Source organism: Chitinophaga filiformis (assembly GCF_023100805.1).
Lineage (GTDB): Bacteria > Bacteroidota > Bacteroidia > Chitinophagales > Chitinophagaceae > Chitinophaga > Chitinophaga filiformis_B.
This window is the reverse complement of sequence record NZ_CP095855.1, coordinates 5,304,886-5,324,915: the sequence shown is the minus strand read 5'-3', so window position 1 is coordinate 5,324,915 and position 20,030 is coordinate 5,304,886. Positions and strand designations below refer to the sequence as shown.

Here is a 20,030-nt window from a genome sequence, read left to right as displayed (position 1 = left end):
ATGCAGTTAAGAGCTTTACTTTTATTGTTATTTATACCTGTCATCAGTGCTTGTGAAAGATCTTTTGATATACCGATTCCGGAAGAGGCAAAGAAGCCGGTATTGAACTTATTGATGAATAAAGACAGTATAATGATTGCCCGTGTAGCCTTGTCTGCCCGCATGGATGAGACGACGGACGGAAACGGAATTAAGGACGCTGTAGTCAGCCTGTATGAGAATGGAAGTTTCAAAGAAACGCTTAGTGCTTACACGCGGTCAGGATATATCTTTTACCGCAGCCGCACCTTGCCGCGCGCTGGTGCTGTATACCGCGTAGCAGCTTCAGTACCGGGATATAAGGAAGTGTCCGGAAGTGATCAGATCCCTGATACTGTGGCCACCGGTGAAATGAAGATGATCGTCACAAAAGTAAATCAGTGGCAGCAGAGGGTTACGATCAACGTTCAGCTACACGATAATCCGGACATACAGAATTATTATCGTATCAGGTTGTACCAGGTTACCAAATGGGTCAATGCTAATGGTGATACGGGGCGTCAGAAGCTACAGCAATATTTCGAGACAGGCGAAGCGGCTGTACCGATACTCGAGGACGATTTCCATTCTGATTTCTTTACAACGGATGCATTGTTTAATGGCCGCAGCCCCGTGTTCACGCTGAAAGCAGATGTGTATACTGATTTCAGTAGTATGGTCGTGGAGATAAGCTCGCTTACCTATCATAGTTATAACTATCTGAACAGTGCTTACCTGGCAGCTGAAAAGAATGACGACGGCTTGTCAGAGGAGGTGATTGTTTATAATAATATTGTAAATGGATTTGGCATTGTAGGAGGGGCGGCACAACGGGAGTACGAGTTGGTGAGGTAAAACTTACCCTGTGCTGATCTTCCGTTCGCAATGTAGGATCAGCACAGGATGAGTTTACCTGAATGATATGACTGAATGTTAGCTGAGCATTTTTAAGCATCCATTTTCAGCTAATAGTGGAGTCTGAATACAAATAATGCTTAGGCCGGCCCATGACAGTCCTAAGCATTATGGTGAATGAATAGAAGTAATTATGAAAGCCGATAGCGGGATTGCATCGAATTTTATTAAGACCCAGATACGATCTTAATAGTGTCAGAAGAGGTATATTACTAAAATATAGAGCACTGCAAGGGGAATTATTACCGTTCTGGCTATTTGTCTATATCCAACATAGACGCCAAAATATTCCGCCAGGGGGTCTATACATAAGCAATACACAAAGAATCCCCTTATCATCAATGGTGTCAGAAAACCATCAATGCTCCCTTTACCTTTGAAGTAACTGTATGCCATTCCTACGTGAATAACCAGAGAGAACAGCTGTTCCGCATAAATGAAGATCCAGCCCCATAGTTTCTTTGGTTTAGACAGTTTATAGAAGGCCCAGGGTATGTAAAACAGCGAAAAGAATTTCAGGAATAAGTAGAGGGTAAGATGACAACTTTCACATTGTACATAATCGACCAGCATACGGAGTGTTCCCGCAATAGACCATGCATAGAAAATGGCAAGGAGGATCAGCAGGAATTTTACCCATATAATAGGGTTCTCTTTTTTAATTGGAGATATAAAAGTCTTCAATGTTGAGGTATTAGGGCATGAGAAGCAATAAATTTACGTATTATTTTTTATTTTCATGATTATTCGATTGACGATACTTTTTCCCCTGATGTCCTTTTTTAGAGGCCGGGGAGTCGTTTATACGTCAAATGACCTGGTAACAGGAGGAAGATAACACTATATTTTCTGCAGACACCAGGTGGTCATGCACCGTAGGTTTTGTACATTGGTAGTTTTTATTGGTTCGTGGAGCCGGGCCTTGAGGCGTTCTGTATATTGAAGCAGTAGTTGCTCGTTGACCAGAAAACGTTCGCTGCCATCAGGCAGAAGATAGCGGCCATTACCCAGGGGCTGCACCAGCGTTTCAATCCCGATATCCGACGCAAGTCTTGCAAATAGATAGCCTCCGGGATGCAGCACCCGCCACATTGACCGGATCATATTATCAAAATGACCAGGATTCCTGGCGAAATGCAATACCGCGTTGCTGATCACCAGGTCAAAATAATTATCATCAAAAGGAAGGTTTTCAGCCGAAGCAATTACAAAGTTCTCTTCGGAGTTAGCAGGGCTCAGGGTTTCAGATAATTGCTTAACTGCTGATACCGCATCTGGATTAGGGTCAATGCCGTATACCTCATAGCCGTTTCTCAGGAAATAAACCAGGTTACGGCCGCCCCCACAGCCTGCGTCGAGCACTTTTTTACAATTATCATATGTGCCTTTAAGCAGTTGGTCAAAGAGGTATATGTCTATATTTCCATAAAGTTGCTGAAGGTTCAATTGCATGGGTCAAAGTTAAACCTGATTTATCTGTTGCCAGGAAAATTTTTTAAGATTGGTGAAATTTCAGAAACTACCGCTGTTGTCATGATAACCCCACCATCGTTTGAATAGGCGTACAGAAGGCTTGTGGATGGCTCATAGATCATATTAGAAATGTTAGCTCCCGTAATCCATTGAGCAGGCAGGAATGAAGCTGTTGGCGCAACGCAGACAGGAAAGCCAGCTTCGGGATATTCACAGGCGCAGAACATCCTGCTGTCAAGTCAGGCATCAGTGCAATGGCTACGACAAAACACGATTTGGCAACGTCCGTCAATCACCGGTACCTGAAATTTGCATTGTTAAGCAAATCCAATAAACAATGCAAACAGCAGTAAAATTCTTAAACAGGGACTGGGAAGTCGCGGCAAACCTTTATCTGCCGGACAACTTTGATAAAACAAAAAAGTATGCGGCGATTGTCTGCGTTCATCCGGGAAGCAGTGTAAAAGAGCAGACAGCAGGGCTTTACGCATCTAAACTGTCAAAGGAGGGATTTGTAGCAATAGCCTTTGATGCCACCTTTCAGGGCGAAAGCGGTGGTACGCCACGTTACCTGGAAGATCCTGCTACCCGTGTAGAAGACATCCGTTGTGCAGTAGATTATCTGACTACGCTCGGCTTTGTAGATAAAGAACGTATCGGGGTATTGGGAGTCTGTGCAGGTGGTGGTTACGCGGCCAACGCAGCGCTTACGGAAAGACGTATAAAAGCGGTGGTGTCTGTCTCTCCCGCAAATATCGGTCGTGCTTATCGGGAATACAGTGCAATAGAAATGCTCGAAACAGTTGGCAGACAACGTACTGCTGAGGCAAACGGCGCTGATACGCTGGTTATAAACTGGACCCCGGCATCCGCCGAAGCTGCAAAACAGGCGGGAATGACTGATGCCGATCTCCTGGAAGCAATAGATTACTATAGAACTCCCAGGGGAGAACATCCGAATGCCAACAATAAACTTCTCTTTACCAGCATCTCTGCCCTCATGGCATTTGATGCTTTTCATCTGGCAGAATACTTATTAACGCAGCCCTTACTGGTCATAGTAGGAGATAAGGTCGGCTCTTTCGGCGCCTACAGGGACGGCTTTGAGCTGTATAATAAAGCTGCTTCGAAGGACAAAAGTATTCATACTGTAAAGGGAGCCAGCCATTACGATCTTTACGATCAACCGGAAGCAACGGCGGAAGCAATGGAAAAAATTGTTCCCTTTCTGCAAAAGGCACTTTCAACGGAACAGTAGTCGTTAGGCCGAAGGGAATTACCCGCTTAAAGGGCAATTCCTTTTTCTTAAATTTACAGTGCAGATTATGAATAGCATTCATACGATATCCGCATTTCACCGCTTATTGTCATTACCAGCGCCTACACATCCGCTGGTAAGTGTAGCGCGTCTCCAGGATATAAAGCCTGCTAATGAAGCTATTTGGGAGCCCTTTTCTGTTGATTTTTATACCATATCCCTTAAAAAGGAGGTCCGGGCCAGAATGAAGTATGGTCAGCAGTACTATGACTTTGACAAAGGGATCATGAGTTTTACTTCCCCCAGGCAGGCACAATCGCTTGAAAAGGTAGATGAAACAGCATCAGGCCCCCAGTTTGGAAAAGGTTTTGTTTTAATGGTGCACCCGGACTTTTTAAGACGGCATCCACTGACCATGACTATCAAAAATTATGGCTTCTTTTCTTATGCGGTGAACGAGTCATTACATCTTTCTCAACAGGAAGAGAAAGACATTGTGGATGTTTTCAGGAAAATAGCGCAGGAGGGAAGACATATAGACAAACATACACAGCCCCTTATCCTTTCACAGATTGACCTGCTCTTAAACTATTGCAACCGCTTTTATGAACGGCAATTCATCACTCGGAAAGCGGTTAACAGTGATTTACTAACGAAGTTTGAACAGCTCCTGGACGACTGGTTTGAAGGGAATGACGATTTTAAAAGATCACTTCCTACAGTAGAATACCTTGCGGGCAGGTTAAATTTGTCTCCGCATTATCTGACAGACATGTTACGTTCGCTTACAGGACAAAGTACCCAGGCACATATTCATGAGAAGCTGATTGAAAAGGCGAAGGAAAGGTTATCGGCTACCACGCTTTCCGTCAGTGAGATTGCTTATGAGTTGGGATTTGAGCATCCGCAATCTTTCAGTAAGCTGTTTAAGGCGAAGACAGCGTTGTCGCCATCAGCGTTCAGGGACTCGTTTAGTTGAACCCGGCGCCAGCAACAGTCGTAGTTACATCACGATATAACCCTACCAGGATAAAAAAGCGCTTCTCATAAAGGCTATTATTAGCTGTACCCGATTTATCAATAAACTGGTAGCCTGCGATCCGGGACGACCAGGCCCGGACGTGCCTGCAAATAAAAAGCCTGGAGATTTCTGTGGCCTTTCCGGACAATAATGTTAGCATTTACTAAAATTTATAACCCAATCTGTCAGGGGAGTTTGTAAAACTACCAGGTAGTTGGTACTTTTACAGCTTTGGGAATTAAATGTTTGTCAAAAGTAAAATACCAGACACTACTATTTAGTCTGCTTGAACCGCACTCATTTAGTTCCTTTTTAACTAAATCTTATGAAGATGTACAAACTATTATGTGGATTCCTGCTGCTTTTCAGCCTGCAAACAAAAGCACAATCCAAAGATTCATTGAGTGTAAAGATGGCTGAAGCCAAACGCGAGATCCTGGCGAATGTCGTTATTAACGACAACGCAAATAAGGCATTTGATGTCTTAAATCAGAAAGCTGCAGAGGCCTACCAGCAAGACGGCTCGAGCAAAAACCTGGCTAAGATCCTGGAACGTTACCGGACATTGTTAACAGAGATCAAAGGTGCACAAACGCCTAAAACCAACAATACCGAAGAGTATGAAGTTAGCGTTGAGTCTATCAAAAAAGCGAAGTTGAAACTCTGCCCGCTTTATCCTTTTTGCAACTAAGTGTTGATGTTTAATTGTTTCCGGACCAATCCCCTGGCCACGCGGGTAATTGTTCAAATTCGAAGGAGAAGAGGAACGGAAAGAAATATGAATAAGACCCTTCAAGTCACTGGATTTGAAGGGTTTTTTCGTTCGGAGTATGCTTGTTGAAAATGCCTGCGTTTCATATCTCTGACATAGCACAATCCACTCCTCTCGACTTTTTATCGTGAAATAGAGTGAATACATTTGCACCCTTATTTCATATCTCTGACATAGCACAATCTAACTCCTCCGGCTTTTACGGTAAAATAAATTGAATACCTTTGCGCCCTGTAGCTATATGCCACTAAAACTATTTTAATGTACCTATACCACCTGAAAACAGTCTTTAAAGGCTTCTTATCCCTTGTTACTATTTACATTTTTTCCCTTTCACCTGCTTTGGCACAGATGCGGCAGATGTACCTGGATACCGATGAAGACAACAATATCAAAAAAGTAAGTTTTTATTCACCGGCTGAAGGCTATGTGGCTTTTGACAATTGGATCGGCTATACGGCCGACAGCGGCAGAACGTTTACAAAGAAATTCATTACAGCCACTAACGTTAACTATGGCAGCTATACGAATATCAATATAACATTCGGCTTTGGTATCGGGGGCGTGAAGGCCTTCGATAAGAACACCCTTATCGTATATGGAGATTATGGACTTGTACCCGCTATTTTATATTCTGCCGATGGCGGAAATTCTTTTAAGCTGGTATTCCATTCACAGTATGATCCTTTGGAACTGAAGACGGGGATAAAGGACATCATTTTCCCTCAAAATGATAATATTGGCTATGCTGTTGACGCAGACCGTATTCTGAAGACGACAGACAAAGGGGTGAACTGGTCTGTGCAGACGGTGCAGGCCGGGGCCTATTTAGACCATCTCGAGGCGGTTGATAACAATAATATAATTGCTATAGGTACCAACTATTATGCAAGCAAGTTAATAAAGACTACCAATGGCGGAACGTCCTGGCTGCGCATCACATTGCCTCAGACGGGTGTCCTGACCTATGCGTATTTTCTCGATGCCAACGTCGGCTGGCTAAGCATGTACAAGGAGCAGAACCGCTACTTTTATAAAACAACGAACGGAGGCCAGCAATGGACCCTTCAAAATGACGTTGAAGCCACTCCCTTCAATTGTGATAAGATGCGGTTTACCGACGTCAATACCGGCTATGCACTGGTAGCTCCGTATAGGGTTTATAAAACAACAAACAGCGGCGTAACCTGGGAACCGCTCCCCAGGGAAAATAATTTCACTTACCTCGGTTATTCCCATATTGACCTGCAATGCCTTTCCGCCACACAGCTGTGGGCAGGTGGGGGGCATGGATACCTGGAAATGACAGCGAACGGCGGAGGAACCCCAATAGCCGCATATTTTAAAACAGACACAAGCGGAATGTATACAGATGGTGAAGTTCAACTGTTGAATTTTTCCCATACAGGATATCAATACCAATGGCTGGTCAATGGCTCTTTAGTAAGCACAGGCTATAACGCATCTTATATACATGATATAGGCAGTAGTGTTGATACACTACAATTGATCGTCTCTGCCGGAGGAAATTCCGATACCCTCACAAAATACCGGCAGTTTGACGTAGTGCCAACCGCAGAAGTCTCCTCCTATTATCCAAAATCGGGCAGTAAAGGTACCTTCGTAACCATATCCGGTTCAAAATTTTCCAGGGTATCCGGTGTTTCGTTTGGTGGTACGCCTGCAGCTTCCTTTACTGTTGTATCTGATACGGTGATTACGGCTGTCGTTGCCGGCGGCGCTACAGGAAGTATTACCTTGAAGCAGCTCTATAGCAACATGCCGGTTGGCGAATTCACGTATAATCCACCGCCCGTTTCGGCGCCTCCGGTGATAGAGACCGTCAGTCCCTCAGCGGGCATAACAGGAACCACTGTAACGATCACCGGTAGCGGATTTAGTGCAAACCCTTCACAGAATAACGTTTTCTTTGGAACTGTTCCGGCAACGCTACAGTCGGTTTCCTCCGGGCAAATTGTATGTACTGTGCCTGTTGGGGCCAGCATGGGTACCATTCAGGTGCTTAATAGGGACAATGGCCTTTTGGGAGAATCCCCCTTGCCCTTCAATGTACCGTTTGCTGACAGTACTGAGAATTTTACACCTAATTCTTTTACCGAGGCCCTGACGCTGAATAAAGGCGCGCGAATTCCTTCTGACTTACAGGGAAAAGACATCGATGGCGACGGAAAACCCGACCTGGTTGTACATCTGGGGGTAGCACAGGGCGATTCGCTGGCGGTTTACCGTAATACAACCACCGCCGGGCGACTTTCCTTCGCGTCAAGAGTGAATGTGGGTTATATTTACTTCCCTACATTCGGTGGCTTTGCTATAAACGACCTGGACGGCGACGGGCGTCCTGACGTGGTGATGCCAACGAATGACAAGTTTGTTAAAGTGTATCGGAATGCAAGTAGCCCGGGTGTAGTTTCGTTTGACAGGGAATACCTGGTCCCGGCCGGAAGAGGCACTCAGAAAGCGGTAATTACGGATCTGGACAAGGATGGGAAAAACGATATTGCGGTGACTTCATTTGAAGAATATCGCATTTGTGTAATGAGGAATACAAGCGTGCCAGGCTCCCTGTCTTTCGGCGCCACACAAAATTTCGATGCTTCGGAGACAGTTGATGGCATCGCTGCCGGCGACCTGGACGGTGATGGTTTGAAAGATGTCATCGCATTTTCCAGCAGTATCACCACCGGCAGCATTTTATTGTTCCACAATACCAGTATCCCGGGAGAGATTTCTTTCGGTTCATTCGTCAGGGTAAGTGTGCCGGGCATCAGTTTTCAGGCCAGCTTTATTTCAATCGTGGATTTCGACATGGATGGCAAACCGGATGTTGTTATTTGCAATGACGATAATATCTGCGTACTTCGGAACAATGGCAGCTTTTCCTTTTTACCTCCTGTTGTCATGCCGCTGCCAGATGGGAATGGGAATGGAGCATGCCTGTCAAATTTCAGCGGAAGTGCCAGACCTGATATAGTTGTTGGCGCTTACGGACGATCCCGACAATTTATGATAGGAAAGAATAGTTCCCAACCCGGTACTCCCAAAATAGACGACCTGGTATATGGACCTGGCGCCAACTCCACCCATATCTATGCCAGGGCGGTTGCAGCGGCGGATTTTGATGGGGATGGCAAACCTGACCTTGTTGCATCGAGCCTGTATGATGCCCAACCCGTCATTGTGTATAAAAATACAGTCAATGTTCCGGTCATCACGCCTATGTGTACCAGCAGGCAAGGTGGCAACACACTGGTGTCCGATATCAGCGGAAGCAGTTATCAATGGCAACAGGACGCCGGCAGCGGGTTTACCAATGTTGTTAGCAGCGCCAACTTATCCGGCGAAACGACGAACACCCTGCAATTCGATAGTACACCTGTTTCCTGGAATGGCTATAAATACCGTTGCATCGTCGATGGACGCTACAGCAGCACTTTTGTACTGCAATTAAACTATACGCCCAGTCCTGGTTTAATCGTTACAGCCACTGACACTACTTTCTGTCTTGGGAAACGGGTAAGCTTTGCTGCAACCGACACTACCGGCCCTGCCGGCTATAACCATTATTATCGTTGGCAGTGGCAGATCAATGGAAAGGATGTTGGTTACTTTCTGGATGATACGCGTTCATTCGATACGCTGCGGAATCTGGATCGGGTACGGGTGATCGCCATGTATAGTGATATTTGCGGCCATGAATATAGCGATACCAGCAGCACTATAACCGTCTATGTGAATGGCGATACTGCTTCCGTGCAGATAAGCGTATCTGACCGCGAGGCCTGTCTGGGAACACCTGTTACATTTACGGCAAAGCCCCGGAATCCGGGTAGCCTGCCGGTATATGACTGGAGGGTAAATAATATATCTCAGGGCGTTGACAGTGCAACATTTACCAGTTCACGCCTCAGGAAGAACGACTACGTGCAGGTACTGATGAAAAGCGCTGCCACTTGTGCATATCCCAACCCGGCCCAAAGTAATATTATTACACTGGCACTAAAGGATACGAGTGCGCCTTCCGTTAGTATATGGACCAATAGTGCTACCGCTTGTGAAGGGGCTACTGTGGTGTTTCTGGCAACTCCGGATAATGCCGGTCCGGTGAACAACTATCAGTGGTTGGTGAATGGGATTGCCACAGGTCCAAACGCAAGGGTATTCTCCCCCTCAACGCTGCGGGACAAAGACGTCGTTCAGTGTGTGCTTACCAGCCCTTCTGCCTGTCGCCGTCAGCCTCAGGCCACCAGCGGGATAATCAGGATGACCGTGAAAACACCCGATGTCAGGATTTCAGGGGATACCGTCGTTATCGGCGGAACTAAGGGCCGTTTGAGGGCCACCAACAACTATTGGAGTACGGATTTTGAATATCAATGGCAGGATAGCACCCATTTGCACGACTGGCAGGACATCAGCGGCGCTGTGGGTATTTTGATAGATTACGCACCTGCTAAAAGCGGTGATAAGGTCAGATGTATAGGAAAGACAGATGCAGGTTGCAGGGCTGTAAGCAATGCAGTTACCATGAGGTTTAGCGTGCCTACAGCTACACCCGAAACGCCGTCAGTCAGTGCGGGTTACCGCTGGTATCCCAATCCCGTAAGCTCAACGCTCTATGTGCAGGATGAAAACCGACTTGACTATATTTCTACAATTACCGTTTTCAGCAGTTTGGGTATACGCGTACTATCGATGAGCAATGCCGGCAGGCAGGAAAAGATCAGCATTAATGTGTCAGCCCTGCCAGGCGGTACGTATTTCGTGGAAACGAGAAGGAGATCAGGTAAAACAAGATATTTTCAGTTCGTGAAAGTGCAATAAGGACCAGATGTGAGATGGTTCGCTTTACCTGTAGTTGCTGTTAATAGCAATTGCAATTACAAGGGTCTTCAAGTTGTTTGGATTTGAAGACCCTTTTTGGTTAGTTCGCCCTGCTTTGTTCAGCTAAGGTGAAGCTACCAGATCATAGCCATCCATGTTTTTATAACAACAAAAGATAACCCCGCAGGCTTGCAGGCAAGCGACTGCGGGGCTGTAACCGCTACGTTACACTTCCTGGTTCCCGGCTAACTTCGAGTCGCGGGTGTTCTTCTGAACAGCAATGGATGAAAACATGCTAAGGCAGAATGCCATAGCGTAAAAACCTTTTTCACTCAGCGTCATATTTGCATTCCAGAGGCCGATTGTCAATAACAGTACTGCCGCAATGGAGGCAAACCAGCTTAGACCGTAGTATAGCTCTGTAACGGCAATTCCTTCAGCCTTGTCTCTGACACTTTTTTGTACCGAGATGACAGAGAACAGGCCAAACAATAAAATAGTCAGATAGTAGCCTTTTTCGTTCAATTGCATATTGGCATTCCATAAGCCAATACAATAGCCCACAGATCCTATCAATAGGGCAAGCCAGGATGCCCCTATAAATGCGCCGGTTGGCTTAAATGGGTTTCTGGTATGCTCACCCTGTTTCATGTTGGGTGTATTTTCTTCTGTTCTGCGAAGTAGCGGTTCCATATTACTTTGGTTTAGTGATTAATATGAAACAAATGTCGGCCGTAAAGCAGACCTAAAAAAGGCAGATTGTGTAAATTACTGACGATATAATTTTCAATTTTGTACCTTTAAATGCATTAAAAATAGTAACTGTTTCACCCTATGGACTCGCTTTCGGAATTGGTGAATTTGCTAAATTCATTTGAAAAACAATTATTTAGGCAGTTTTTACATCGCAAAAACAAAAGGTTGGATGTGAAAAACCTGCAATTGCTTGATTTTTTGGAAACTGACGATATAGATGGCTTAAATAACCTCTATACATCGGAGAAAAATAATGATGCATACCATGCTTTGCGCAAAAGGCTGCAGGATAATCTGCTGCTATTCTTATCGCAGAAAGCCTTCGAAAGCACTCATTCTGACACTTATGACGCGCTGCGCCTGGTCGTGGTGAGCCGTTTCTTATTAGAAAATGATGTGGTCAAAATTGCTTTCAAATGTTTAGATAAGGCCGAGCGACTGGCTGAACAATCGGAGCAGTTTAATTTGTTGAATGAGCTCCTGCTCTTAAAGCTGCAGTATGCTCATCTGCCAGGGGCAGAAGACCTTGACGTGTTGACCGCACGCTTTCTCCAAAACCAGGCGTATATGCAACGCGAGGCTAAACTTAATATGGCCTATGCATTTTTAAGGCAGGAACTAAAGGAAATACACCTGAAGGGAAAGATCGTCAATTTAACATCGCTGATGATCACCACCATCAGGAAATACAAAATTGCCGTTCAGGAGATCATGACCTATAAGTCCATTTACCAGATCCTTTTCCTCGCTAATGAATATGCGGCAATTCAACAGAATTATGGATTAATAGAACGCTATATCAACCGTACAAATCAATTTATTCAGGAACAGGGACATAAAAAACAGGCCAATCTCTTTTACCATATCTCCATCCTGTACTTTTTGGCAAATTTCCACCTGAGGCGAAAAGATTTTGCCAGGAGTACAGCCTGTCTAAAGGAAATGACAGCGCTCATGGAGACGGATAGCCGCTACCAGGCGTCGTTTCATTTGCGTCATCAATTACTCTCTGCACTCAACCTGTTCTTTACTGGTTTTGCCGGTGACGCAATCTCCATGCTGCAGGAATCGCTGGCCAATACCAAACATACAGCGAAACCGGAAGATGTCGAAGACATAAGAATATGCCTGACCATGTTCTTAGCGCTGTGCGATGACCGGCGCTGCCTGAAACAGCTGGCTTTATTGACGCGTACTGATGCCTGGTATGAAAAAAGGATGGGAATGTTATGGACCATTCGAAAGAACCTGGCAGAAATTCTGGTGCATGCACAGTTCTCTAACATCGAGCTCGCCATGTCAAGACTGATCAGCTTCCGGCGGCGTTATAAAAAATATCTGCTGAAAACTTCGGAAGAGCGGGTGCTATTATTCCTGAAGCAGGTAGAAAAGTACCTGCAAAACCCCGATGTGATTTTTTCATCGGCGTATCAAAGGACAGTTTCAGGCATGTTGGAAAACGTGGAAAATAACGACATTTTTTCCCTGAGCTTTATTGCATGGCTAGTGGCACGCTGGGAGAAAAAAACAGGCTATAAAGTGGTTTTAACACTCATTCCGCAACAGGTATCCATCAACAGGAAAATCAAGAGGGAAAACTGACCGGACAGTTTTCACTTTTGATTTTCCTGCTGAATGTATTATTTCACTTTTTGCAGATATCCTGTAAATCCTCCCCGTGGCAGGCATTTTACTTTAATTTTTCCTGCCTGGGTGACAGCAATATTCTCAATTTTGAATGCTTGATCTGTTGCTCCGTCGCTTATTAACGTAAGTGTATATTTACCTGGCGATAAATATTTAAAAGTTAATTCCAGGGTTTGACTGGCGTCGGTGCCATTTAACCCTGACACATACCATTTGCTGCCACTGCGTCTCGCCAGAACGATCCTTTCCCCCGGGTAGCCATTCACGAGCTTAGTATCGTCCCAGGCCACAGGAACTTCCTGTAAAAATTTCATTGCTGGTAAAGGTAGTTGCAAGTAACCAGACGGCCTGTCTGCAAAATGTTGTAATCCTGATTCAAATGCAACTGCCAGCGCTAGTTCATGAGCATAGGTCGTGATATGAGGATGTTGAGAGTTCGTAAAGGTAACCGGTGTGTAATCCATTCCGCCTACAACGTTGCGGGTGAACGGCAGCACGGTGTTGTGCCAGGCGGCCTTTGTAGTCATTGTAGGGCCGTTATTATACCATTCGGCTCCGTAAACAGCCTCTGTGGTCATCAGATTAGGATATGTTCTGGACCAGCCTCTGGGCACCGTGGCGCCATGAAAGTCGACCATCAGCTTAAATGTAGCGGCATCCTGAAGAATGTCCAGGTAATAGGCAATAGTATGCTGTTTATCATCATCGAAGAAATCGACCTTTATACCATAAATGCCCAGATGATTTAACCACTCAAACTCCTTCATCCGGCTTTCATGTGTATTTAATCGTGCTACCGGTGTAGGCCCCGATTTGCCTGAATTATACCACATAAGGGGTTTAATTCCTTTGCTGCGTGCATACTTTACTGCATCGGCCAGGTTCCCGCCGTTTCCCATTTGATCCCATTCCCAATCGAACAATGTGTAAGGCCATTTCATTTTCACCGCGAGATCCACATACTCAACAACGCGTTGGTAATCTTTTGTACCATGATTGTATGCCCAATAGTTCCATGAAACAGCTCCTGGCTTTACAAAATCGGTATCGGACAATTGATTGGGAGTGCTGACATCTTCAATTAAGGTAGATGCAACAATCTCTTCGAGATGACCAATTATCATTACTCTCCAGGGCGATGACCAATTTCCTGAAACAAACAGCTGTTCACTCAAAGATGCTTTAACATCATACGGATCACTTACTTTGAAGCTGCCCGCCTGCTTACCGGCATGCAGTCTCGAAGCGGCATTAAACCGGGAAAGATCTGCTTCTGATATAAGCATCCAGACACTGTCTTTTGCGATGCTGAAAAGTGAGGGAAAGCCCCATTCTTCTTGAGATTTATTAGGAAGGCTGTCTTTGTCGGAGTAGTAGAAGTCCTCATAAGAGCCGGTGAAAGGCTGCATCCAGCTCCGCGAACCAGATGGGATAACAAAAGTTGTTTGCTCATCTATGACTGCATGTTTTAATGTGTCCCGATCAGGGAACACATACCTGAATGCAACGCCATCGTTATAAAGGCGGACAACCAGATCCATTCTTTTGTGATGATCGTTTTCAAAGTGATAGATCCACTCATTAGCCTCGTTAGACCTTTGTTTTCTTTTACCGTGCCTGGTTTCATAACGCTCAGAAATATTGCTTTTATCAATTGCCCCAGTCAGTTTCAGGTTTTTTGAGAAATGCTCATCTTCCCGATCCAGGCCTAGTTTCAGGCCTTTCAGCATTGGAATGGCCTTTTTGTATCCGCTATATAAAATATCGAGGTAAGGTTCGCCTGCTGATACACCATTACCCAGTGAATCTTTCAACGAAAATCTGGCACTTATACAACCATTGGGCGACGTCATATGCTGAGCAAGCGCGAAGTTGAAGCGGAAAAAAATGACAATCAAAAAAAAATACTTCATCCAATAAAAGTTTAATGTATACCTGGTTTTATCGCATAATGAACGGATGAGAGAAAGTTAGTAAATAAATGTCATATTAACACTGATTTGTTGGCCTTGTAAGCGTTATCAGCATCCTGGTCGGCAGTGCAGCCGGATGCAGGCAGAAGACTTACATTTCATGCATCATTCTACTGCTTCGGTAATAAAAATGGCGCTGTAAATCTTCTGTTCACAGCGCCATTTTGTACCCGGTAGCAGAACATTCCCTCCATATTCTGCATATCACCCGCAGTTATTCCAGCGCCGACGGCTTTATTACATCAACGACCGTTTTTTCGTCGCAGACCAGGCTTACTACATCATTTAGCCTGAAGAAATTACTTTCATCCGGATGGACCTTCAGTTTATAATTCTCGCTGGAGAAGAACGCATTAAAATCTTCCATTGAAGAAAAATAGATATCTGTGACGCTATCGTATTCAGGTGGCGGAAAACCCGCTATTTCGGTCGGGTGGGAGAGTACATATTTTTTAACGTACTTTTGCGATTCGGGAATGGACATAAATAGCGGTGCATGGATCTGCCGGTGATAGTTAATGAATTCTTCTCTACTCATTCCGTCAATCCGGCGAATCAAAAATGTGAATTTCAGCATGTTTTTTTATTTAAATGCAAAACTATTTTTAAGCTGATTGGCAGTCAATACCGGACAATTTTATGCGGGTATTTTTACTAATACGGCTTTGACCTAATTTTATAACTGCATGTATAAAAAGAAAACACCCATTCAGCTCAATTGCGGATTACATTTCTTTAAAGAATTATTGAATGGTAAATGGAAACTGATGCTTATATATTATGTTTCCCAGGGATTTCATCGTCCCAGTGAATTACAGCAAAAAATACAAAATGGTGATCGCCGGGTCCTGGATAAGCAGTTAGGAGAGCTGGTGAATCATGGGTTCTTAGAAAAAAAGGTATACAATACGAAGGTCCCTAAAGTTGAATACACACTGACTAAATTAGGCAATGACTTAGTCCCGCTCATCATCGTAATGGAAAAATGGGGAGAGGAGCACAGAGAGGATCTCGAAAAAGGATTGAAAAATGATCCTAAATTCATGAACGTCCTGTAAAATACCACAACGCATATGATACCGGAATCAGGCCACTTGCTTTCGAAAATTTGCGGGATTTCGCGAAATATACTGCCATGTGAAATATAATTTATTGATTTTCAATGGTGTTAAGAATGGGCATTATATTAATCGTTTCCTCTTCAAACGATTATATGAGCACTACTAAATTATACGTTATATCCAATCCTCATGATGATATTTACGGGGAGCAGCACAAGGGCACAGAAACGGCTGTCGCAGTATCCGCCTCGCTCAACCGATGCTATACCTCTTTTTTCCAGGCGCTGACTGCCTCCACAGGACAGCAATTAACAACGGGCGAAAAATGCCAGATAATGGACGGGCTTCAGCCCATCAAACTACGCAGGCGCCAGTATTTTCTGCAGGAAGGAGACGTATGCCGGCGTCTCGGCTTTATTATACAAGGCGCCGTGCGTACTTATGCCGTGAATCATAAAGGCCAGGAATCCATTCTTTATTTCAATACTGAGAGCAACTGGTTGGGCGACCTTGAAAGTTTTCGCACCAGTCAGGCATCCAGGTATCATATCGAAGCGCTGGAACATACCGAATTATTGACCGCCAGTCACCATCATATAGCATCTTTATCCATAGCGATTCCTGCATTCCGTCAGTTCCTCGAGCAAGAATATTATGTCCGGCTGGCCTTCAACCAGTGCAGGGTGCATATGGCGCTTAGTATGAATGCTGAAGAAAGATACCTGGACCTGTTAAAAAATCAGCCTGAATATGCAAAACGTTTTTCTCAGAACACCATTGCCAGCTACCTGGGTATAAAGCCCGAAACATTGAGCCGCATCAGGAGAAACTGGCAGGGACGATGAACGCTTAGTGGCAGATGCTTACATTATTTTCTTTTTAATACCCAGCTTTTTGATGCGGGAGCTGAGGGTGCTGGGGTGAAGTCCAAGGATTGCCGCTGCGCCTCGGGGGCCGGACACTCTGCCATTACATTTTCTGAGCACGGCAATAATATGTGCTGCTTCTTTCTGCGAAAGTGTTTGATCTGCGGCGGTATCTGGCAGCATCTTATTTTTCAGTTCGGGTAAATCTGCTTTACCGACCACGGGTTTTCGGCATCTGATCACTATGCGTTCTATCAAATTTTCCAACTCCCGGATATTCCCCGGCCATTCATAAGCCTGCAGTATACAAAGCGCTTCCGCACTCAGAACCGGTACTGGTAAGCTCCCCAGCCGCGCTGCGCTCTGTTCCAGAAATGCCTTGCAAAGAATCGGTATATCCTCTTTTCTATCGCGCAAAGGAGGTAAGGTCATCGGGAATACATTCAGGCGGAAGAACAGGTCGAGGCGAAACCGGCCTTCTGCTACTTCCTCTTCCAGGTGTTTGTTGGTAGCCGCAAGTACGCGCACGTCCACCTTCACTACTTTATTGCCGCCTACATGTTCCAGTTCTCTTTCCTGCAACACACGCAACAGCTTGGCCTGCAAGGGGAGGGGCATTTCCCCGATTTCATCCAGGAACAGCGTACCGCCGTTTGCCAATTCAAATTTGCCCATTCGCTTATCAATAGCACCCGTAAAAGCGCCCTTCTCGTGACCGAACAATTCCGATTCAATTAATTCTGCCGGCAGTGTTGCACAATTCACTACTACAAATGGCTGGTGCTGTCTCGAAGAAAGCTGGTGAATACTTCTGGCCGCCAGTTCCTTGCCGGTACCACTCTCGCCAAGGATGAGCACAGATACCGGTGTGTTGGCCACTGTCTCTATATCGTCGAGTACCCGCAGGAAGGCAGGACTATTGCCCAGCATGCCTTCCGGATGCTGCTGTGCCGGTTTCGGCAATGGAGCTACCTGTTTTTTAGTGCAGACAGCAAAACTGCTGTCTGCTAACTGAATCTTATTAAATAATGCTGTCAGATCTTTTTGTGCGTCCGCCGGCAGTGACAAGTGCATAGGCTTGTACATATCCGGCTGCTTATGATAAAACGCAAGCTGGACATTGATCTTGCCTAATGAAAGGCAGAATTGCAGGCAGGAATTGATGCCAAAACGCTGATGCAGCAGACGTTCCAGGCCTTCTCTTTCGATTAAGTGACTGAAAGCAGCATGGTTGTAAATATCACCGGCTACATTGCGTGGTAACATAGATTGCCTTTGCAGGGACCGGCCCTTTCCGAGCATCGAGTTCAGTTCCTCCTTTCCGATTAACTGGTATTCATGAAAGCCAATCCTTAGAAAACTTTTGCTTTTTGTAAGGTGTGTTCCGGGATACAGGAATTCATAGCACATAAAATCGAATGGCACAAGTGATTGAAAAATGCCGGGCATACGTGCTAAGATCTGTTCCAGGGGAAGGTCCCCATCTACAAGTTGTTGTAGCTGGTTATGTACCGACAGCTTTCGTTGCGATGCTATTTCCTGGTGTTGGATATGTTTACTGCGGGCAATGTCCAGCATCATCAGCAGGTCCCGTTCCCGCACGGGCTTTACCAGGAAACCATCAGGCTGCGTTTGTTTGGCTATCTCAAGAATGTGCTGATCTGTGCTGGCGGAAATGTATATGAAGCCGACACCCTGCTCGGTCAGGAACCTGGCCAGGTCTGTACCCATTGCATTGTCCTGTAGCAGGATGTCCAGCAGCACCCAGGAGGGGCGATATTTTAAAACCGCTTCCCTCGCATCTTCCAGCGTATCTGCAATTGCGCAGACCTTATGGCCTGCCTGTTCTAACAAGAGCCGCAGATCATTGGCCAGTATATATTCATCTTCTACAATTAACACATGTTCTTTCATGCCCTGTTTGTCGTATCTATAGTTCTTGTGTATGATATAAAACTTTGTAACATTACCTGACGTCTATAAAGATCAGCAGGCGCCTGATCTTGCCGTTTTCCACCACAAAAACATCTTCACCGGTTTCCTGGGCCGGCATATCTTCGGTTCCAAACTGCCAGTATAAGCGTGCTATATTGTGGTGCCCTTCAATGGGTTGACGCAGTCTGAATTTGCGTTCAGGAAATTTGGCTTGCAGATTTGTGATCAACAGCTGCAGCTCACTACGGCCCTGTGCCACAAAATGTGGATCTATGATCTCTACATCTTCCGCATATACCTCCGCTATGAGGGCGGCTCTTTTGGCGATATCTCTTTCGCTCCAGATGGAGAAGTGCTTTTCAATAAGGCTTTGATCCTGTGGTTCCATATTGTATGTTTTTTACAGCACAAAGATTTCATTTGTATTACAAAACCTTATTGACAATTGGTAGAAATTTCCATTGATAAATATCAATTTTTTTTTCTTGCTTTTGTCATTTGGACGGCGTGGCGTGCGGGGTAGTTTTGTGCCATGAAAGCACTCTCCATCTTTACGTCCATAGGGTTTCTATTTACCTTATTGCTTGCAATGCCCGGGCACATTTCTGCGCAAGACCCGGTGCTTCCGCCAACTAATTTAGGGCTTGCCAATGTCTTTGATGGCATTGCCGGCAAGCCCGGTTTTTTATACCAAAGCTATGTGCAGGTATTTCAGACCAGGGACATCTATGACCAGCATGGTAATAAGGGGCCTGCTTCCCTGAAAATAAATTCAGTGGCTACATTGTACCAGCTGATATATCTTTCCCGAATCAGAGTTTTTAGTGGCAATCTGGGCTTTACCGTTATTCTTCCTGTAGCCCAGGTAAGTGCTTCTAATGCAGGTGGGGTGGCGCCTTCGGTGAATCCCAAAGCTTGGGGAGATCCGATTTTGGGTACAGCAGTGCAGTGGTCAGACAAAAAGCTTTTTGGCAAAGCATTTTCTCATCGCACAGAATTGGATGTCAGTTTGCCACTGGGGGCTTATAATACTGCTTATAATATTAATCCTTCTGCACATCTTTTTTCCTTTGGTCTCTATCATACCTTTACCTTGATGTTGGATCAAAAGTTTAGTGTCAGTTCCCGTAACCAGGTCAATTATAACACCCATATTATTGGAACCAAGGCACAACCCGGAACTTTCTACAACGGCAACTTTTCAGTAGATTATGCTATTCTTCCTTCACTCAGGATAGCAGTAGCAACCTATTTGCTGGCGCAATTCAATCAGGATCGTTTCGATGGACATGGTGATTACTATGCTGCGCAATATGGTATTACCAATACCAGGGAACGTGTGGTGGGATATGGGCCGGGACTGGCGTATTTCCTCCCTCGCGGTGGATTGATTGAAGCAAAAGGATTCCTGGAAACTGCAGTGCAGAACCGGCCTGCCGGATTCAGGCCTACCTTGCGCGCGGCCATTCCGCTTGGCAAGTAAGCTCCGT

The 20,030-nt window shown here is 45.2% G+C and carries 17 protein-coding genes; 9 read left to right on the top strand and 8 right to left on the bottom strand.

The window, feature by feature from the left end; translation table 11 throughout:
- Nucleotides 1-873 (top strand): DUF4249 domain-containing protein, encoded by an 873-nt coding sequence (locus MYF79_RS20670; RefSeq protein ID WP_247809684.1) that lies wholly within the window; start codon nt 1-3, stop codon nt 871-873.
- Nucleotides 874-1,128: 255 nt separating this feature from the next.
- Here MYF79_RS20670 and MYF79_RS20665 read toward each other — a convergent pair whose 3' ends face one another.
- Together MYF79_RS20665 and MYF79_RS20660 are read right to left on the bottom strand one after the other, a co-directional pair.
- Complete coding sequence (locus MYF79_RS20665) at nt 1,129-1,617, bottom strand: hypothetical protein (protein WP_247809683.1); 489 nt, start codon at nt 1,615-1,617, stop codon at nt 1,129-1,131.
- A gap of 156 nt (nt 1,618-1,773) precedes the next feature.
- A complete protein-coding gene (locus MYF79_RS20660; RefSeq protein ID WP_247809681.1) occupies nt 1,774-2,385 on the bottom strand; it encodes a class I SAM-dependent methyltransferase in 612 nt (203 codons plus the stop codon).
- Between the two features lie 358 nt (nt 2,386-2,743).
- On the opposite strand from MYF79_RS20660, the gene MYF79_RS20655 reads away from it, so the two are divergent.
- Together MYF79_RS20655 and MYF79_RS20650 are read left to right on the top strand one after the other, a co-directional pair.
- Nucleotides 2,744-3,664: an alpha/beta hydrolase gene (locus tag MYF79_RS20655; RefSeq protein WP_247809680.1), complete on the top strand. Its 921-nt coding sequence runs from the start codon at nt 2,744-2,746 to the stop codon at nt 3,662-3,664.
- A gap of 67 nt (nt 3,665-3,731) precedes the next feature.
- A complete protein-coding gene (locus MYF79_RS20650; RefSeq protein WP_247809678.1) occupies nt 3,732-4,643 on the top strand; it encodes a helix-turn-helix domain-containing protein in 912 nt (303 codons plus the stop codon).
- On the opposite strand, the gene MYF79_RS20645 is transcribed toward MYF79_RS20650, so the two are convergent.
- A complete protein-coding gene (locus MYF79_RS20645) occupies nt 4,636-4,845 on the bottom strand; it encodes a hypothetical protein (RefSeq protein WP_247809677.1) in 210 nt (69 codons plus the stop codon). The genes MYF79_RS20650 and MYF79_RS20645 overlap by 8 nt on opposite strands.
- A gap of 171 nt (nt 4,846-5,016) precedes the next feature.
- On the opposite strand from MYF79_RS20645, the gene MYF79_RS20640 reads away from it, so the two are divergent.
- Both MYF79_RS20640 and MYF79_RS20635 read left to right on the top strand, forming a co-directional pair.
- Nucleotides 5,017-5,376 (top strand): hypothetical protein, encoded by a 360-nt coding sequence (locus MYF79_RS20640; protein ID WP_247809675.1) that lies wholly within the window; start codon nt 5,017-5,019, stop codon nt 5,374-5,376.
- A gap of 342 nt (nt 5,377-5,718) precedes the next feature.
- Nucleotides 5,719-10,302 carry an FG-GAP-like repeat-containing protein gene (locus tag MYF79_RS20635; RefSeq protein WP_247809673.1) on the top strand — a complete coding sequence of 1,528 codons (4,584 nt, stop codon included), beginning with the start codon at nt 5,719-5,721 and terminating at the stop codon, nt 10,300-10,302.
- A 225-nt stretch (nt 10,303-10,527) separates the two neighbouring features.
- Here MYF79_RS20635 and yiaA read toward each other — a convergent pair whose 3' ends face one another.
- Nucleotides 10,528-10,995 carry an inner membrane protein YiaA gene (gene yiaA, locus MYF79_RS20630; protein ID WP_247809672.1) on the bottom strand — a complete coding sequence of 156 codons (468 nt, stop codon included), beginning with the start codon at nt 10,993-10,995 and terminating at the stop codon, nt 10,528-10,530.
- A gap of 234 nt (nt 10,996-11,229) precedes the next feature.
- Here yiaA and MYF79_RS20625 point away from each other — a divergent pair, with 234 nt between their 5' ends.
- The gene (locus MYF79_RS20625) at nt 11,230-12,660 is read left to right on the top strand and encodes a hypothetical protein (protein WP_247809670.1); all 1,431 of its coding nucleotides are present in this window, start codon (nt 11,230-11,232) and stop codon (nt 12,658-12,660) included.
- A gap of 38 nt (nt 12,661-12,698) precedes the next feature.
- Here MYF79_RS20625 and MYF79_RS20620 read toward each other — a convergent pair whose 3' ends face one another.
- Together MYF79_RS20620 and MYF79_RS20615 are read right to left on the bottom strand one after the other, a co-directional pair.
- Nucleotides 12,699-14,618, bottom strand: a complete 1,920-nt coding sequence (locus MYF79_RS20620) for a glycoside hydrolase family 97 protein (protein ID WP_247809668.1) — start codon at nt 14,616-14,618, stop codon at nt 12,699-12,701.
- Nucleotides 14,619-14,892: 274 nt separating this feature from the next.
- On the bottom strand, nt 14,893-15,216 hold the full coding sequence (locus tag MYF79_RS20615; RefSeq protein WP_247809667.1) for an EthD domain-containing protein: 324 nt from the start codon (nt 15,214-15,216) through the stop codon (nt 14,893-14,895).
- A 148-nt stretch (nt 15,217-15,364) separates the two neighbouring features.
- On the opposite strand from MYF79_RS20615, the gene MYF79_RS20610 reads away from it, so the two are divergent.
- Both MYF79_RS20610 and MYF79_RS20605 read left to right on the top strand, forming a co-directional pair.
- Nucleotides 15,365-15,736, top strand: coding sequence for a winged helix-turn-helix transcriptional regulator (locus MYF79_RS20610; protein WP_247809666.1), 372 nt, complete (start codon nt 15,365-15,367; stop codon nt 15,734-15,736).
- A gap of 155 nt (nt 15,737-15,891) precedes the next feature.
- Nucleotides 15,892-16,584 (top strand): Crp/Fnr family transcriptional regulator, encoded by a 693-nt coding sequence (locus MYF79_RS20605; RefSeq protein WP_247809664.1) that lies wholly within the window; start codon nt 15,892-15,894, stop codon nt 16,582-16,584.
- Nucleotides 16,585-16,602: 18 nt separating this feature from the next.
- Here MYF79_RS20605 and MYF79_RS20600 read toward each other — a convergent pair whose 3' ends face one another.
- Together MYF79_RS20600 and MYF79_RS20595 are read right to left on the bottom strand one after the other, a co-directional pair.
- The gene (locus tag MYF79_RS20600) at nt 16,603-18,519 is read right to left on the bottom strand and encodes a sigma-54 dependent transcriptional regulator (protein WP_247809663.1); all 1,917 of its coding nucleotides are present in this window, start codon (nt 18,517-18,519) and stop codon (nt 16,603-16,605) included.
- A gap of 52 nt (nt 18,520-18,571) precedes the next feature.
- The gene (locus MYF79_RS20595; protein WP_247809654.1) at nt 18,572-18,928 is read right to left on the bottom strand and encodes a nuclear transport factor 2 family protein; all 357 of its coding nucleotides are present in this window, start codon (nt 18,926-18,928) and stop codon (nt 18,572-18,574) included.
- 144 nt (nt 18,929-19,072) lie between these two features.
- On the opposite strand from MYF79_RS20595, the gene MYF79_RS20590 reads away from it, so the two are divergent.
- Nucleotides 19,073-20,023 carry a transporter gene (locus tag MYF79_RS20590; protein WP_247809647.1) on the top strand — a complete coding sequence of 317 codons (951 nt, stop codon included), beginning with the start codon at nt 19,073-19,075 and terminating at the stop codon, nt 20,021-20,023.
- Nucleotides 20,024-20,030 lie beyond the last annotated feature (7 nt).